At 65.7% G+C, this 15726-nt stretch carries 18 protein-coding genes and 4 pseudogenes; 7 read left to right on the forward strand and 15 right to left on the reverse strand.

Annotation, left to right across the window (positions count from 1 at the left end):
• Nucleotides 1–27: 27 nt before the first annotated feature.
• The 3 genes and pseudogenes from QM780_RS18740 (at nt 28) to QM780_RS18750 (ending at nt 2340) form a co-directional block, all read left to right on the forward strand.
• On the forward strand, nt 28–501 hold the full coding sequence (locus tag QM780_RS18740; protein ID WP_415071932.1) for a DUF2948 family protein: 474 nt from the start codon (nt 28–30) through the stop codon (nt 499–501).
• Nucleotides 502–538: 37 nt separating this feature from the next.
• Nucleotides 539–1836 (forward strand): annotated as a pseudogene (gene hisD, locus QM780_RS18745) (histidinol dehydrogenase).
• 6 nt (nt 1837–1842) lie between these two features.
• Complete coding sequence (locus QM780_RS18750; protein WP_415071933.1) at nt 1843–2340, forward strand: UPF0262 family protein; 498 nt, start codon at nt 1843–1845, stop codon at nt 2338–2340.
• A 21-nt stretch (nt 2341–2361) separates the two neighbouring features.
• Here QM780_RS18750 and QM780_RS18755 read toward each other — a convergent pair whose 3' ends face one another.
• The 3 genes from QM780_RS18755 to QM780_RS18765 are packed head-to-tail and all read right to left on the reverse strand — an operon-like array spanning nt 2362 to nt 4381.
• Complete coding sequence (locus QM780_RS18755; RefSeq protein WP_415068461.1) at nt 2362–3642, reverse strand: adenylate/guanylate cyclase domain-containing protein; 1281 nt, start codon at nt 3640–3642, stop codon at nt 2362–2364.
• A gap of 31 nt (nt 3643–3673) precedes the next feature.
• Complete coding sequence (locus QM780_RS18760) at nt 3674–3994, reverse strand: Crp/Fnr family transcriptional regulator (protein ID WP_415071934.1); 321 nt, start codon at nt 3992–3994, stop codon at nt 3674–3676.
• Nucleotides 3995–4015: 21 nt separating this feature from the next.
• Entirely contained in the window at nt 4016–4381 is a 366-nt protein-coding gene (locus QM780_RS18765; RefSeq protein ID WP_415071935.1) for a cyclic nucleotide-binding domain-containing protein, read from the reverse strand.
• 163 nt (nt 4382–4544) lie between these two features.
• On the opposite strand from QM780_RS18765, the pseudogene QM780_RS18770 reads away from it, so the two are divergent.
• Nucleotides 4545–4778: pseudogene (locus QM780_RS18770) on the forward strand (Maf family protein); the annotation flags it as partial.
• Nucleotides 4779–4858: 80 nt separating this feature from the next.
• Here QM780_RS18770 and QM780_RS18775 read toward each other — a convergent pair.
• The 8 genes and pseudogenes from QM780_RS18775 to QM780_RS18810 all read right to left on the reverse strand — a co-directional run bounded on the left by QM780_RS18775 (nt 4859) and on the right by QM780_RS18810 (nt 10092).
• Entirely contained in the window at nt 4859–6187 is a 1329-nt protein-coding gene (locus QM780_RS18775; RefSeq protein WP_415071936.1) for an HAD-IC family P-type ATPase, read from the reverse strand.
• Nucleotides 6165–6389, reverse strand: coding sequence for a hypothetical protein (locus QM780_RS18780; protein WP_415071937.1), 225 nt, complete (start codon nt 6387–6389; stop codon nt 6165–6167). The genes QM780_RS18775 and QM780_RS18780 overlap by 23 nt, the downstream gene beginning before the upstream one ends.
• A 135-nt stretch (nt 6390–6524) precedes the next feature.
• Nucleotides 6525–6818 carry a multicopper oxidase domain-containing protein gene (locus QM780_RS18785; protein ID WP_415071938.1) on the reverse strand — a complete coding sequence of 98 codons (294 nt, stop codon included), beginning with the start codon at nt 6816–6818 and terminating at the stop codon, nt 6525–6527.
• A 154-nt stretch (nt 6819–6972) separates the two neighbouring features.
• Nucleotides 6973–7266 (reverse strand): annotated as a pseudogene (locus QM780_RS18790) (multicopper oxidase domain-containing protein); the annotation flags it as partial.
• A 209-nt stretch (nt 7267–7475) separates the two neighbouring features.
• Entirely contained in the window at nt 7476–8294 is an 819-nt protein-coding gene (locus QM780_RS18795) for a TolC family protein (protein ID WP_415071939.1), read from the reverse strand.
• 25 nt (nt 8295–8319) lie between these two features.
• A pseudogene (locus QM780_RS18800) lies at nt 8320–8958 on the reverse strand (TolC family protein); the annotation flags it as partial.
• The gene (locus QM780_RS18805; RefSeq protein ID WP_415071940.1) at nt 8925–9548 is read right to left on the reverse strand and encodes a hypothetical protein; all 624 of its coding nucleotides are present in this window, start codon (nt 9546–9548) and stop codon (nt 8925–8927) included. The pseudogene QM780_RS18800 and the gene QM780_RS18805, both read right to left, overlap by 34 nt.
• Entirely contained in the window at nt 9535–10092 is a 558-nt protein-coding gene (locus tag QM780_RS18810) for an RNA polymerase sigma factor (protein ID WP_415071941.1), read from the reverse strand. The genes QM780_RS18805 and QM780_RS18810 overlap by 14 nt, the downstream gene beginning before the upstream one ends.
• A gap of 235 nt (nt 10093–10327) precedes the next feature.
• On the opposite strand from QM780_RS18810, the gene QM780_RS18815 reads away from it, so the two are divergent.
• Both QM780_RS18815 and QM780_RS18820 read left to right on the forward strand, forming a co-directional pair.
• On the forward strand, nt 10328–10594 hold the full coding sequence (locus QM780_RS18815) for an AAA family ATPase (protein ID WP_415071942.1): 267 nt from the start codon (nt 10328–10330) through the stop codon (nt 10592–10594).
• 246 nt (nt 10595–10840) lie between these two features.
• Nucleotides 10841–11578 carry a class I SAM-dependent methyltransferase gene (locus QM780_RS18820; RefSeq protein WP_415071943.1) on the forward strand — a complete coding sequence of 246 codons (738 nt, stop codon included), beginning with the start codon at nt 10841–10843 and terminating at the stop codon, nt 11576–11578.
• A 283-nt stretch (nt 11579–11861) separates the two neighbouring features.
• Here the strand turns inward: QM780_RS18820 and QM780_RS18825 are convergent, their stop codons facing one another.
• The 4 genes from QM780_RS18825 to QM780_RS18840 form a co-directional block, all read right to left on the reverse strand.
• Nucleotides 11862–12158 carry a hypothetical protein gene (locus tag QM780_RS18825; RefSeq protein WP_415071944.1) on the reverse strand — a complete coding sequence of 99 codons (297 nt, stop codon included), beginning with the start codon at nt 12156–12158 and terminating at the stop codon, nt 11862–11864.
• A 638-nt stretch (nt 12159–12796) separates the two neighbouring features.
• Nucleotides 12797–13207: a transglycosylase SLT domain-containing protein gene (locus QM780_RS18830; protein ID WP_415071945.1), complete on the reverse strand. Its 411-nt coding sequence runs from the start codon at nt 13205–13207 to the stop codon at nt 12797–12799.
• A gap of 125 nt (nt 13208–13332) precedes the next feature.
• Nucleotides 13333–14400 carry a M56 family metallopeptidase gene (locus QM780_RS18835; RefSeq protein ID WP_415071946.1) on the reverse strand — a complete coding sequence of 356 codons (1068 nt, stop codon included), beginning with the start codon at nt 14398–14400 and terminating at the stop codon, nt 13333–13335.
• 36 nt (nt 14401–14436) lie between these two features.
• Nucleotides 14437–14811, reverse strand: a complete 375-nt coding sequence (locus QM780_RS18840) for a BlaI/MecI/CopY family transcriptional regulator (protein WP_415071947.1) — start codon at nt 14809–14811, stop codon at nt 14437–14439.
• A 177-nt stretch (nt 14812–14988) separates the two neighbouring features.
• Between QM780_RS18840 and QM780_RS18845 the strand changes: the two genes are divergently transcribed.
• Nucleotides 14989–15315: a hypothetical protein gene (locus QM780_RS18845; RefSeq protein ID WP_415071948.1), complete on the forward strand. Its 327-nt coding sequence runs from the start codon at nt 14989–14991 to the stop codon at nt 15313–15315.
• Nucleotides 15316–15726 lie beyond the last annotated feature (411 nt).

Genomic DNA, 15726 nt, shown 5'->3' on the forward strand with positions numbered 1-15726 from the left:
GGCTACCTGCGGGAGACATTCGTTACGATGCCGGATTTGAAACTCATCGCATTCGATGCCGAAGATCTCGGGGTCATTTCCGCGCATTTACAGGATGCGGTTTTGCGCGTCGGGGATATGGCCTATCTGCCGAAGGAAAAGCGTTTCGTCGCCATCGCCAACCGCTTCGACTGGGCGAACGCGGCGGATGGAGCGCTAAAGGCGAAACGCGGGGCGGAGCCGCAGTTCGAGCGTCGCCGGGCCGCGGTCCGCTTCGAGCGGGTGAATGCCGCGCAAATCCAGGGGTTAGATCTGAAGGACAAGCGGACTTCATTGGCGCTTCTGGCCGTCACATTCGAGCCGACGGGGGGTGCCAAATCCCCCGAAGGCAATGTCACGTTGACATTTTCCGGTGGCGCGGCCATTCGGCTGGGCGTCGAATGTATCGAGATCGAATTGAAAGATCTCGGGGCGGCGTGGGCAGCCAAGCGCTCACCCGAGCATCCCGAGGGCGCAAGCTGAGTTTTGCTTCGATCAATTCCCAAGGACTGAAGTTCCGATGCCTGTGCGGCTTAACAACAACGATAAAGATTTCGAAGCGCGCTTCACGGAACTGCTCGGTCTGAAGCGCGAGGTGTCCGTCGACGTCGACAATGCCGTGCGCGAGATCATCAATGACGTTCGTGCGCGGGGCGACGCGGCGCTGATCGATCTGACCCAGAAGTTCGACCGGCTCGACCTGAAGCGCGCAGGCATTGCAGTAACGGCGGCCGAGGTCGACGCGGCGTATGCCGAATGCACCAAGGAAACGCTCGACGCGCTGACGTTCGCATGCAATCGCATCGCCGATCATCATAAGCGGCAGCTGCCGTGGGATGATCGCTATACCGATGCCGCCGGCGTGGAGCTTGGGCACCGCTGGACGGCGGTCGAGTCCGTCGGGCTCTATGTTCCGGGTGGCCTGGCATCATATCCGAGCTCGGTTCTGATGAATGCAGTGCCGGCGAAGGTCGCGGGCGTGCCGCGCATCGTCATGGTGGTGCCGTCCCCGAGCGGCGATCTCAATCCGCTCGTGCTGGCGGCGGCCAAGTCGCGGGCGTTTCGGAAATCTATCGTGTTGGTGGGGCGCAGGCTGTCGCAGCGCTCGCTTATGGCACGGAGACGATCAAGCCGGTGGTCAAGATCGTCGGGCCGGGAAATGCCTATGTCGCGGCGGCGAAGCGGCAGGTGTTCGGCGTCGTCGGCATCGATTCCATCGCCGGGCCTTCAGAAGTTCTCGTGATTGCGGACAAGAACAACAATCCCGAATGGATCGCTTCCGATCTCTTGGCCCAGGCCGAGCACGATACGGCGGCGCAGTCCATTTTGATGACGGATGACGCCGCTTTCGCGACGGCGGTCGAAAAAGCCGTAAAGCGGCAGCTCGAGACGCTGCCGCGTGGAAATATCGCGGGCGAAAGCTGGAACACGTTCGGCGCCACAATCATTTTGGATTCGCTCAGCGAGGCCGTGCCTCTCGCGGACCGGATCGCCGCCGAGCATCTCGAGATCGCGACGGCGGACGCCGAGGGTCTGGGGAAGCAAATCCGCAATGCCGGTGCGATCTTCATCGGCGGAGTGACGCCGGAGGTCATTGGCGATTATGTTTCGGGTTCGAACCATGTCCTGCCGACTGCGCGGAGCGCACGGTTTTCGTCCGGATTGGGCGTGCTCGATTTCATGAAGCGGACCTCGATCTTGAAGCTCGATCCGGCCGCGCTTGCGAAGCTTGGGCCAGCGGCAATGACGCTGGCGAGGTCGGAAGGGCTCGAAGGACATCGGCGGTCCGTCGAGATCCGGCTCGAAAAAGCAGGTTGAAACTCGATGGACCAATCCGTCGCATCACCGGAGAAGAGTCGGGATCGTTTGATCGAGATTACTCTCGATGCGAAATCGCTTGGCCGTGCCAACTCCAATATCGAGCATGAGCGCGAAGTGGCGATCTTCGATATCCTCGACGGCAATGCGTTTCGCATCGATGGCACCGATGCAGGTCCCTACAAGCTCCATCTTTCGCTGGCGGATGAGCGTCTGCTGTTCGCCGTCAGTCCGGCGGACGGCGGCGAGACGATCGAGCACGGCATCGCGCTGACGCCGCTCAAGAGGATCGTCAAAGACTATTTCATGATCTGCAAGTCCTACTACGAGGCCGTTCGCACCGCGCCGCCCGCGCGCATTCAGGCGATCGACGTCAGCCGCCGTGCTTTGCACGATGAAGGCAGCGTGCTGCTCAAGGAAAAACTCGGCCCGAAGATCATTGTCGATGACGACACGGCGCGGAGACTGTTCACGCTGGTGTGCTCGCTGCACTGGAAGGGCTGAGGCCGACCGAGAGCCATGCGGTCATTTGCGGCCGCGCAGATACCACGACTCCTGCTGGCCTACCCCCTTGATCTCGATGGCGCCGCGCGGATGTAGAACAAAGTCCTTTTCGAGCGCCGCGGCGCAGCCCGGGCAGATTGCGATCGAGCCTGCGACGCTCGATTGCTCGAGCCGGCTCGCCAAGTTCACCGGATCTCCCCAAATATCGTAGCTGAATTTGTTTTTGCCGATGATGCCGGCCGTCATCGGACCAGAGGCCATGCCGATGCGGACGCTGATCGGTATCTTTTCGCTGGCGCTGATGCGCGCAACCGCATCGACGAGATCGAGTGCCATCGACGCCAGCGCGTGGACATGGTCGTCGCGCGGAATGGGTACGCCAGATGCCACCATGTAGGCGTCGCCGATGGTCTTGATTTTTTCGACGCCGTGATTGTCGGCCAGATGATCGAAGGCGCTGACGAGTTCGTTAAGGAGTGCCACGGTTTTTTCCGGGCCGAGGTTGCGGGCCATGGCGACGAAGCCGGTGATGTCCGCGAACATTACCGAGGCTTCCGAAAAGCCGTCGGCGATGGCGTTGCCCGGCTGTTGCTTCAGGCGTTCGACGACGCTGTCGGGAAGCACATTACGCAGCACCATTTCCGTCTCGGCCTTGGCGTGCTCGAACAGATTGAAGGCGTAATAGACGCAAGCCGCGATCAGGCCGAATGTCGTGACGGCGCCCTGGATGTAGAGCGAGTTGATCGTGCGCTCGTCGGCGTGGAACTGAGCGGCTTCCATCGGAAACGTGAACCAGGAGAAAAGGTGCAGGCCGAGCGCGAGCGTTACGATGGCAATGATGATCCAGAAGCGTCGCGCCTCGAAAATTACGAAAGGCGCGGCTGCGGCGATGACGTATTGAAGCGGTGCTCCGCCCATCCTGCCGAAGAAAGCCGTAAAGCCGACAAGAGCGGAGAATTCGGCGACCACGAGCAGAAGACCGCCGGCAATTTCGTTGAAACGGTGCATCAGCGGCACCAGCGAGACGATGAGCGCAACGCCGAGATTGATGAATACGGCCGGCAGCATTTCCTTGTTGCCCGACGCCCAGAGCTGGAGCGCGTAGATGCAGGTCGTCATCACGACGAGCGCCGAGAAGACATTCACGATCTTGAGACGGCGCTGGATGTCGGGCGGATATCGCTTGATGCCGAGGTTCGCGATGCCGCGAATGAAGCGGCGAATGCCTTCGAACACGCGGCTCGCGCCGATGGCCCGGATGGCCGACCCAACACGCTCTTTCTGCCGATCAACGATCGTCATGCGCATGACCCGGCGAACGGTGCAACGGCGGCTATTCCTTGTCGTCGAGACGGCCTATGTCGCTCAGGGCCGCGACGTTGCAGATGACTTGCTGGCCTCGGCGCTCGATTGCGCCTTCCAATTCGAGCATGCCCAGGGCGGCGTTGACCTTGGGACGACTGGCGCCGACAAGAAGTGCAAGCTCGCTTTGTGAAATGGGCAGGGCGAGCGAAATCTTCTCGGCCTTGCCCGAAGGATCCTTCTGGCGGACGGATGCCAGGAAGAAGCGTGCGAGCCGGGCCTCGATCGGGTGCAGCGCGATCGCTTCGAGTTGCTCGTCGGCGTCGCGCAGCCGTCCGGCAAGAAAACGCACGGCGGCTTCGCCGACCGCCGGCTAAGTCGACAGCAGGCGGACGAAGGCGGATTTCGACAGCATCAGCGTCTCGACCTTGTTGACGGCGGTGGCGTCGGCTGAGCGCGGGCGGCCGTCGAAGACGGCGAGTTCGCCGAAGATCGAAGGCGGCTCAACGTGCGCAAACGACAGTTCGCGGCCGTCGGCGGTCAGCACCGAAAGGCGGACACGGCCCTTGGTGACGATATGGAGTTCGGACCCCGTCTGGCCCCGGGAAAAAATGATCTGTCCTGGTTCATAGGCAAATTCGCGAAGCTCGGCCGCAACGGCTTTCCGGCTCGGTTCGTCAAGGGTGCCAAAAAGCGGTGTCCGGGCGAGTAGGTCTGCTGGGTCTGGTTTCAGAGCCATTGCCGCCATCAATTCTGTGAAAGAATGGGGTATTCATGCCCTGTTTTCTGCGCCTCCGCAACGCGTGCGATCTTGCAAAACATTCAATGCCCAAGTCATTGTTCGCGCCGCGTGTGTCGCCTTTATTCTTTCGTCCGCGGTTGCGATCATGGTAACGACGCTCATGAGCAGTTTATTGCCCATTTTTGCCCGGTCCGCGGCTCCCGGCCGGGAAACGCTGCGGCGCACGCTGTCGCGCGAGCGGTCGGAAACAAATGCCGCCATCGAGCGGCCGCAACTCGTGCTGGCGAGCGCCAGCCCGCGCCGGGTTACGCTTTTAGCGCAGGTTGGCGTCACGCCCGATGCGCTCCGTCCGGCCTCGATCGACGAGACCCCAAAGCGGGGAGAAATGCCGCGTGCGCTGGTCTCCCGGCTTGCGCGCGAGAAGGCGGAAGTGGCGCGCGCCCAGATCGCCAATGACCCGGATCTGGCCGGCGCCTACATTCTTGCGGTCAGCGCGTGCACCACGCGCGGCTCCGGACCGAACACCCCCCAGAGCACGGCAGTGAGCACGGCCGTCAGCACCACGGCGGGCACGAACCAGCCAGAAACGCGGTCCGCCATGCGCTGGATCGGCGCGCGGCTGCGCTGCGCTTCCGCGACCAGCTGCACGATGCGGGCCAGCAACGTCTCGGCGCCGACGCGCTCGGCGCGCACCAGCAGCGCGCCGTTGCCGTTCAATGTGCCGGCGCGCACGCGTTCGCCGGCTTGCTTCTCCACAGGCACCGGTTCACCGGTGAGCATCGACTCGTCGATGCTGCTCGCTCCTTCGAGGACCACGCCGTCGACCGGTACCTTCTCCGACGGGCGCACACGCAGGCGATCGCCTGGCTGCACCTGGTCGAGCTGCACGTCGTGCTCGCTACCATCGGCAGCGATGCGTCGCGCGGTGGTCGGCGCGAGGCCGAGCAACGCCCGGATCGCGCCCGAGGTGGCCTGGCGCGCGCGGAGCTCGAGCACCTGCCCGAGCAGGACCAGCGTGGTGATCACGGCCGACGCTTCGAAGTACACAGGCGGGCCGCTGTGACTGGACATCGCGTGGGGAACGAGCGAGGGGAACAACGTCACCAGCACGCTGAAGCCGAAGGCTGCTGCGGTGCCCAGCGCGATCAACGTGAACATGTTCAGGCTGCGCTGGCGGATCGAAGCCCAGCCGCGCTCGAAGAAGGGCCAGCCGCCCCACAGCACGACCGGCGTCGAGAGCGCCAGCTCGATCCAGACCGAGGCCATCGGCGAGAGCAGGTGTTGCACGGGCTGACCCGGCAGCATCTCGGTCATTGCGAGCGCGAAGGTGGGGAGGGTGAGCGCAGCGCTCCAGCTGAAGCGGCGCTGCAGGTCGAGCAATTCGGGGTTGGGGGCGTCGTCGGCGGTTGGGGTCTCGGGTTCGAGGGCCATGCCGCAGATGGGGCAGGAGCCGGGGCCCTGTTGGCGGACCTCGGGGTGCATCGGGCAGGTGTAGAGCGAGGTCGAGGTAGGGCTTGGGCTAGAGGTAGGGCTAGGGCTAGGGCTAGGGCTAGCGGGAGAGTGAGAGTGGGAGTGGGGGGAGGGGGACGAAGCGCTGGCGAGGTATTTTTCGGGGTTGGCTTGGAAGCGTTCGCGGCATTTGGGATTGCAGAAGTAGTAGCGGGTGCCGGCGTGGTCGTGGCTGCCGCCGCGCGCCGTGGCGGGGTTGACCTTCATGCCGCAGACGGGGTCGACTTCCGTCTTGCCAGTCTGCTGCGCGCCGGGACGGTGGGCGTGACTCTCATGCATGGGGGTCGATTCCATCGGCTTGCAGATCGCCGGGGCTCGCGAGGTCGGCGAGTGTGCCGGGCGGCGGTTGGTACCAGCCGCTGCCGTCTTCCGCGTCGGGGTTCTCGCGCACCTTCAAGATGGTGAACATGCCACCCATGTCAATGGCACCATACGGCCCCGGTGTGCCGCGCATCGGGATGCTGTTCGGCGGTACCGGCATGTTCATCTCGGCCATCGTCTCCCATGCCGTCGTGGCCCATCGTCATGTACGCCGGGCACGCAGCTTTTGTACGCGGCGATCGATGCGTGCCGCATCGACGCCGATCAGGTTGGGCAGCGCCGTGCCCCATCTGATTCATCACGTGATGGGTCATGTGGCAATGCATCGGCCAGTCTCCCGGGCGTCGGCGACGAGCTCGATCGTGCGCGTGGTGCCCACCGGCACCAGCACCGCCGTCTCCGGCCACTGCGCGGACTGCGGCAATCGTCCCCGCCGTCGGTCGCGATGACCTTGAAGCAAGTAGCCATGCAGGTGGATCGGGTGATGATCCATCGCGCTCAGGTTGCCGAGCCGGATGCGCACGCGTTCGCCCTTCTTGCACACGAGCGGCGCCGTGGCTGGGAACGCCTTGGTGTTGATGGTGAGGACGTTGAAGTCGGTCATCTCGTCGGGTCGGGGCGCGACGTGCCCGGCTTGATCTTCCACTCGCTGAGCATGAGGGCGAAGTCGCGATCGACGCGCGCTGCGGCCGGCGCGGCGCGCGCGGGTGGACGACGATCATGCCCATCATGCCGAGCGCCATCTGCGTCATCTCGTCGTGGTGCGGGTGATACATGTAGCGTGCCCGTGCTGCCGGAACGTGAACTCGTACTGTAAGGTCTCGCCGGGCTGGATGACGTTCTGCGTGAGCCCCGCCGACTCCGTCCATGCCGTTGGGCAAGAACACTCCGTGCCAATGCACGGTGGTGGGTGCCGGCAAGCGGTTGGTCACGTAGATGCGGACCCGATCGCCCTCGACGGCTTCGATGGTTGGGCCGGGTGAACGCGCCGTTGTAGCCCCAGCACTTCGCGCGTAGCCCGGGAGCGAATTCGTGCGCGACGGGCTGCGCAATCAGGTGCGCCACCTTCACGTTGCCGACCCGGCGCCAGGGCAGCGTCTTGCCGTTGGGGGTGATCACCGCGGGTTGGCCGCCAGGAGCGGCCACGTTGCGCTCCGTGGCAGCGCGGGCGGGCGCCGCGGCTGCCGGAGTTGCCGCAGCAACCAGCGCCGAGCCGGTCGCCAGTGTGGTCAAGCCGATGAACTCTCGACGTTCCATGGACTCAGTGCTCCTCCCGGCGCGTGGCCCCTGCTGGACTTGCGCTCCTGCCACGGACCTCTCCGAGCACCAGCGTGCCGGCGAGACGCCCGGCGAGCAGTTGCTCCAGAGTGGCGCGTGCACGCCAGTAGTCGCGCAGGGTGGCGACGTACGCGCGCTGCGCCTCGAGTTGTTCGCGCCGCGCCTCGAGCAGCCGGAATACGCCGACCTGCATCGCATTGTACTCGAGCAGCGTCTGCGCCACGATGCGCTCGCGCAGCGGCAACAGCTGATCGCGATAGCGCCGCACGCGCTGCTCCGCGGACAGCGCCTTGGCGCGCGCCGCGCGCGTCGCAGCGCGGATGGTGATGGCCGCTGCATTCAGGCGTTCGCCGACCTGGTCGCGCTCGGCTCGGTGCGAGACGACGGTGCCCTGCTGGCGATCGAACAGCGGCAGGCTGCCGCTGAGCGCTGGTCCCACCTGCCAGTACTCGCCATCGTTCTCTGCGCGCGCTTCCACGTGCAGCCGCGGGAGCCAACCCGCCGTCTCGGCGGCGCCCACGCGCCGCTCCGCCGCCGCCAGCGTGGAGCGCGCCGCCGCCAGCTCCAGGCTGGACTGGATCGCGCGCGTCTCCAGACGCTCGGGCGGTGCGATCGCCGACGCCGGCTCGGGCAGTGGACCCGGCAGGCGCCAGCCCGTGTCGCGCCCGAACAGCCCGAGCAATACGTTCAGTCGCTCGCGCAGATCGACCGCGTCTTCCTGCGCCTGGTCCAGCTGGAGCTGCGCGCCTTGCTCGGCGGATTGCTGGGTCGAGAGAATCGAGGTCCGTGACGTTGCCGGCATCGTGCAGCACCTGGGCGGCCTCCGCGCTCGCGGCATAGGCCTCGTGTGCCGTGCGCAAGAGCGCGAGCTCCTGAGCGCTGGCCTGTAGATCGTAATACGCCAGGCGCACCTGATACGCGAGGTCGAGCGTTGCACCCGCGGCCTCGATGCGCGCCGTGCTCAGCTCGGCCTCGGCCACGTCGCCGCGCCCGCCGCGCAGGATCAGATCGCTCAGGCTGAAGCCGGCTCCGAGGCTCCATTTGCGATTCCCCGAGGACTCGGTCGGCAGCAGCAGCTCGGCCTCGAAATCGAGGTTCGGCAATACGCTGGCTTGCACCAGCTGACCGCGCGCCACACCCAGCCCGAGCAGCTGAGCCCGCAGCTCGCGATTGTTCCAGAGCGCGATGCGCACGGCGCAGTCGAGCGTGAGGGGTTGCGCGCCGAGCCGCTCCAGCTCCCGCTGCGCGTCGGCCTCGCTGGCGGCGCCCGGAGTGCTGGTCGGTGGCGTGCTCGCTACCGGCGCAGCCTTTGCCGCTGCAGGCTCGTTCGACGAAACCGGTGCGCCGGAGTGCTCGCGCACCAGCGTCTGTACCGCGGCGCGGTCAGAGGCGGTGTCGTGCGCGACACAACCGAGCGCGAAGAGGGCATATCCTAGTGAGCTCCGGAGACTGATTGGGCCGAGCATCCATCCTCTTTTTGCGCATAGGCACGGGCGTTCGTCAGTGTGACGCAGCGCCCGTCGTTTCTACACCTCAACCAGGCCGGCACGACGCCGAGGCCATAGCCGACTCCGAGGCCCAGGACGCCCGAGTAGCCGACGCACGAGCAGCCCATCGCGCCCGTCAGGAGGGTCAGACCCGAGGCGCACAACCAGAACCAGGGACCGAGCCGGCGGCGTGTGCCGAAGCTCGCGACGGCCAGCCCCGCCACGGCGCCGCCCAGCGTGCACGCCGGAGCGCAGAACGAGCTGCAGCCGTCCGGACCACACTGGTGGAACTGGTTGGCACACAGGCTCAGCGCGAGCGGGATCAGCCCAGCGGCGAGCCCCGGCAACACGGCGCGCTGCGCATCGCGGCCGTACCAGAGCAGGAACACCGAGAGCAGCGCGCTGCACAGCCCGAAGCCGAGCGTGGAGGTGGGGCGCTGGCTGAGGCAGAGCGCGACCAGCAGTACGGGGAGCAGTGGAGCGGCTCCGAGCAGCGCACGGCGCAGGCGACCGAGCTCGTAGCGGACGCGCGCCTGGCGTTCGAGGAGCCTCAAATCAGTCGAGACCATACAGCCTCCGAAAGGTGTCGCGCAGGCGCGCGAGCGCGCGCTGGCGGCGCTTGCGTACGGTGGCGGCAGGCGCGGCGTCGGGAGCGCTGGCTGCCTCCGCCCAGAACGTCGCGACCAGGGTCTCGCGATCCACCTCCGAGAGCGAGCCCAGCGCCTCCAGCGCCGCTCGGTTCAGATCCTGTTGCACGAAGCTGTGCTCGGGATCCACGGAGGGCTCGGCGATCTCTTGCTCCGGCAGCTCGCGGCGTCGCTGGCGCTTGCGCAGCAGGGTTCGGCACTCCCAGCCGGCGATCGCCAGCGCCCAGGGCAACGCGGGGCGGTTCCGATCGTAGTCGGCGGGCGCGCGCTCCAGGATCTTTTGCAGGGCTTCCTGCGCTGCGTCCGCCGCGTCGGCCTCGTTCTTCAGCAGGCTCCGGCACAAGCGGTGAATCGGCGGCCAGAGCTGTGCAAACACCTGCGGGAACACCGAACGATCGCCGTCGGCGAGCCGCGCCAGCAAGGGATCGAGCTCGGCGGGGTCGCCGGAGGTGGTGGGCGCGGACATGCGTGCAGCGGTGGAGGGCCGAGGCGGCGACGCTAGCCCGGACGGCTCGATTCCAATAGTGGCGGACACGCATTTCTCGTCTAGGCGCGAGCCGGGGCGAGCGTGACCGGGCACCTTCGAAATGGCCCGGGGGCACTTTGCGACCGGTCACGAGAGCCGGCGGGGTCCCTGGTCGAGCCGCGGTGAGTTCCTTATTCTTTTGCTCCGAGCCGCTCCATCGGCGGCTGCCGCATCCATGCAACGACTCTTGATCTTCGGTAACTCGGGCTCGGGCAAGAGCACGCTGGCGCGCCAGCTCGCGCAGGAGCGCGGGCTCGCACATCTCGATTTGGACACACTCGCCTGGCAGCCGGGCATGCCGCCCCCGCCGGCGGCCGCTGGCGGAGAGCGAGCGCGAGCTGCGCGCGTTCACCGCGCTGCATCCGTCGTGGGTGATTCGAGGGCTGTTACTCCGATTTGCTGGAGCTCGTGTCGCCGGAATGCAAGAAGCTGGTGTTCTTGAATCCGGGGGTGGTCTGCTTGTATCGCGCACTGCCGCGGCCGGCCCTGGGAGCCGCACAAATACGCGAGCAAGGCCGAGCAGGACGCGAACCTCGGGCTCTTGCTCGACTGGGTGCGACAATACGAGACGCGCGACGACGAGTTTCCCTGCGCAGCCACCGGCGGTTGTACGACAACTTCGCGGGGCTGAGCGCTGCGCGCCTGAGCGGCCGCGGCTCGCTGAGCGGGCCGGAGTTCTTTGCGCGCGATGAGACGCACCGAGCGTATCAGGCGCGCCGGGCCGGCGGCGGGGCGCCCAACGAAATGCTGGACAGCAGGTGTTCGCCGCCCTCGCGGGCGAGGTGCGGGCATGGACATCTGTGATCTGGGCTGCGGTGACGGCAGCTACGGCCGCTCGCTGCTCGATCAGGGCTGTCATTCCTATCGCGGGGTCGATGCTTCGGAGCGCATGGTGGAGGCGGCGCGCAGCGCGCTGCAGGGCACGCAGGCGCAGGTGACGCGCGAGCGCATCGAGGAGCTCACGCTGGCGGACGAGTCCTTCGACCTGGTGCTGTCCCGCATGACCTTCCACTGGATCGAGGAGCTGGCGCCGGTGTTTGCGCAGGTGTTTCGCGCGCTGCGTCCGCAGGGCAGGTTGGTGTTCTCCGTGGAGCACCCGGTGCTCACCTGTTGTGACGCGGCTCGCGAGGAAGGGCAGGGCCGCAGCAGCTGGGTGGTGGACGACTACTTCGTGCCCGGGCCGCGCGTGTCCCACTGGTTCGGGGTGCGCGTGCGGAAGTACCATCGCAGCATCGAGCAGTACTTTCAGCTGCTGCGGAACCAAGGCTTTGAGGTGGAGGATCTGCGCGAGGCCACGCCGAGCGCCGAGCAGATCACTGGAGGCTGCAGAGTTGCGGCGGCGCCAGCGCGTGCCGGTGATGCTCTTGCTGGCGGCACGCAAGGCGTCGCTGGCGAGTCCGCCGCAGATCTTGCTAGAAAGGCGTGACGGAGGAGCGTCACTGGGAGAGCGGGGCAAGGGGGCTCGGCGCCCAGCGATTTGCCAGGCGCCAGTATGCCCCCTCTGCCGCCTAGCTGTTCCCAGCCGCGGCTTCAGAGCACGCCGTTCGTGGTGCAGCGGCGGCCGCCGTCCGATGAGGCATGGCCAGTAAAGCACGCGCACAGGGCGTCACCAGGTCGCGGCAAACGCACACGGGCGTTCCCGGCACAGTCGGAGTCTTGCCGGCAGCCGCGCACGTACACTCTCGCGTACTGGGCAGGCAGTGGGTGCGTCAGGTCGCGGTGGCAGGCCTGGTCAATCCCACCTCGCGCTCGAGATATCGCCAGGTAGCCTCCTCAAACGTTTGCGGCCACTCAATGGCCACTTCTCGGCCATCTTGCGCAGCACGAGGCAAGAATGCTGCTGCGCAGGCAAGGTGCGCGTCGATCACGGATTGGCGTGTGGGGGAGACCGGTGGAATGGTCGCGAGTAGGCTGAGTTGTTCGGCAGAAAGTCTGCGGTTCCAAGCCATCATACCGCCCTTGTCCGCACGTTCCACCTCCTCGCTCAGCAGGTTGAAGAGCATCATTCGAAGAAGCTCCACTCCAGCGATACTCAGAAGATACTCTTCGCGGCCGTCTGCGATTGCCAGGAGGCCGAGAACGCGGAAGGAACTCGTCGATCAGATCGGTGACGTATCCTCTGTTTGGACCTGACCACGCGATCGAGGCCGGCAGTGTGCCATACAAACCGTTCCTGTCGATGAGCGGTCTGACTGCGTCTCGGCTTCGCTTTCTGAACGTCACTTCGTCCGCCACTACGAGATTAACGCGCTGCCAATCGCTGGTGATGGGAATTCCATGACGGACTCCTCCCTCTCTGGAGTTCTCTCCAGAAGACGATGGGCGCAATTGCTTCTAGCTGCGACCGCCAGGCCCTCTTGAAGACGTCTTGACCAGCGTGCGCGACAACAGCGATGAGGTCGATGTCGCTGTAGACGTCCGCCTGACCTTTGCCCAAGCTGCCTGCAAGAAAGAGGCCGAGGACCGCGGTATCTTGCTCGAAGGCGGCGGATTCTGTCGAGCAAAGCTGTCTTGCCACATGCATCGGCTCCGATGTTGCTGGTGCTGGGCTCAGCTTACACGAAAGACGCCGGATCGAGGATGCGGCAGAGTTGCCGCGGCGCCAGCCCGGTGATGCTGCGCATCGCAGCGCGCAAGGCCTCGTTCAGTCCAGCACACTCGGATTCTCGAGGATGAGAATGGCCGCCATCACGCGCGCCACGTAGCCAGCGTCATTTTCTTTGCCCTGCGCGATCAGGCTCCAGACATACGCACACGCCCCGTCTGGAGCATCGCGCGCTGCACCCGAGCGCCGCCGGCGTTGTAGGCGGAGCAGCGCCAGACCCCAGTCGTGAAACTGCCGGTACAGTGCGGAGAACAGCCGGATTGCCGCATCGGTCTCGGCTGCGACGTCGAGCCGTTCATCGCGCTCCGCATCCACCCGGAGACCAAAGTTGCGCGCGATTGGCTCGATGAACATCCACAGCCCGGCGCCGTGGTTCGAATTACCGTCCTGGGGCCGGTTGCGATAGCCGGCCTCCACCAGGCGGCACGGCCGAGGCAGCTCGAGCGGCATTCCCTGCCGAACCAGCCGCTCGGAGAGGACTGCGTTTGTAGCCTCGCATCCTGGCCAGGCTTGCCTGCAGCTCCGCGCGCCCATCCGGAGTCGAGAGCAAGCGATTGAGCTCCTTCAGTACGTGGTCATTCACGACGATGGGAAACGCGCTGTCTCGCCGCGCGACGGCGGCCATTCTCTCCGCTTCCTGGAGCGAGACTCCGCGATCCTGGAGGGGCGCGGCGAAGCTGAGCGCGGTCGTCGCCATCAGCATCAGCACGGCGGCGCCAGCAGCGAACGCGAGGGACGGCCGAAGGTACGCGCTCGGACGCATCGAGCAAGGCCTCGATTCTCCGTTTGAGCAGCTTGCCGGCACCGCTGCCGATCAATCCGGCATGAATCTGCGCGCGGCGTTGCGGCAGCGCGGCTGCAGCCACGGACAACAGGCACTGGCAATAGCTGCGAGTGGCGACGCCGCGGCGATGCCCGACTGCCTCGTCACACGAGAATTCCTGTAGCTCCCGCAGCTGCCGCTCCAGCCAGTGGACGGCCGGATTCCAGAAGAAGGCAGCTTTGAGCAGCTGCTGGAGATAGACCAGCTTCGTGTCTTGCTGACGGTGGTGCTGAAACTCGTGACGGATCGCGAGCCGCACGTCTTCCGGGCGCAGCAGAAGCGACGAGGGCACCGTGACGTAGCAACGCCCCGGCAGCCAAAACGAGAACGGTACGCTGACCTGTTCCGATGCCAGGATTCTCACGGAGCGCTGGCGCCGAATGGTCTGGGCCTCGCTGATGATTCGCATCGTCGCCCATGCGTCTCCCGCCAGCCGAGCCAGCACCCAGACGAGCCCTGCAACGAATACCACGCCCGCCAGCTGACTCACCACGTCGAACGGCAGCGACGCGCTCGAGCTGCCGAACGAAACGTGGCTCCGTTGCTGGACCGGCCCGGGCAGCGCCCCCTCACTCGCCGACGGCGCCGACCAGACCTGCGCGGTGCTCGGCAGAAGACCCGAGCGACCAGAAGACGATCCGAGCAATGGAAGCAGCAGCGCCGCCAGCGCCGCCGCCTGACACAAGCGCAGCTGATGCCGGTAGGCCATGGGTTGCCGCAGCAACGGGCTCACCGCGCGCACGCTTTCCACGAGCGCTGCCGCGAGCACCAGCAACACATTGGCGCAGAGGTATACGTTCAGCGGTGTGATCTCTGCCATCTCAACCCTTGCCCTTCTCGCGCAGAAGGCTCCGGATTATGTGCGCAATTCCTCCGGCGCGAGCGCCTCGCTCGCCAGCAGCCGCTGCACCAGCAGCGAAGGAGCGCCATCGAAGACGTTGCGAACGATGCGCTTCAGGCTCAGAGCCTGATAGCTCTCCTTGGAAACCGCCGCCGCGTACACATGTCCGCGGCCCTCCTTTTCGCTCGTGACGTACCCCTTCTGTTCCAGGATCGCGCACCATCGTGGAGATGCTCGTGTCACGCCAGCTCTCGCTGCGGCCGCAGGTGCTCTTGCACCTGCGCCACCGAGGCAGGGGCCGATCCGCCAGATGACGTTCATCATCTCCAGCTCGACGGCCGTCAAATCCTTCTGCAGTTGCTTCGCGCCACGCGCCTTCTTGTTCACCATACGCTGCTCACGGCAATCATTCTTGACTTAATGTTTTAGTTGGTTGCAACTAAAGACTTAGTCCGTTAGCATTGTGGAGGTGACGGCGGAGTAATGTCCGCGCCGCCGCCGGCTCGACGCAAAAAACCACGCGCGAAGTGCGTCGAGCCCGGGAGCCTGCCGGACATGGATACGCCAATGAGATCATTCTTAGGGTGGCAAGCTGGCTGGGCGGTGCTGCTGCTTTTGGGCTGCGCCAAGGTGAACGTGACTCCTCTGGGCTCGACCGCGAACGGCCGCCGGCAGTTCGAGATCACCTGCGACACACAGGCAACTCACGACGGCACCTGCCACGCGCGAGCGCTCGCTGCGTGCGGAGGTAGCTATGAGACGCAAGGCCTCGCGAACACCGCCCCGCGAGCGCTCAACTACAACGGGCAAGTCTACATCGCCGCCGGGGCGCAAGTGCTGCTCGTGGCGTGCAACGGGCTCCGGCGCCAGCATCAAGGCCAAGGCGCCCAATAGAATCTGAAGGCGGCTGCGCGAGCTGATCCGCAGCGTGGAATACCCGGTCGCCCATTTCCGCCCGTGGCGCGCACACGGGCGCTACCGTTCGGACTCGTTGCTGCGGGCCGAGACTGGTTTCCCTACAGCTCGCCGGTTCGGTTCCGTTCCGGCATGGAGTGAAAGGCAACACCGCAGAGAAGCTGGGGGGGAGCCCCTCAACCTGTACGCTGCTCCAACAGACGCTGGCGCGCCCGTCGCACAGAACGACGTGCGAAACGGCAGCTGGCGACGCCCTGGATGCGGCTGGCGGCCCAGCTCGTGGATGCCCTGCTCTTCGCCGCGGCTGGCATGGCCGCCGCGTTGGTGGGCGGGTTCATAGGTGCTGTTCGGATCTCTGATCGTGTTTCCCTATTAACCTTAGCAATACGT

This window comes from Hyphomicrobium sp., assembly GCF_047600905.1.
Classification (GTDB): domain Bacteria; phylum Pseudomonadota; class Alphaproteobacteria; order Rhizobiales; family Hyphomicrobiaceae; genus Hyphomicrobium_B.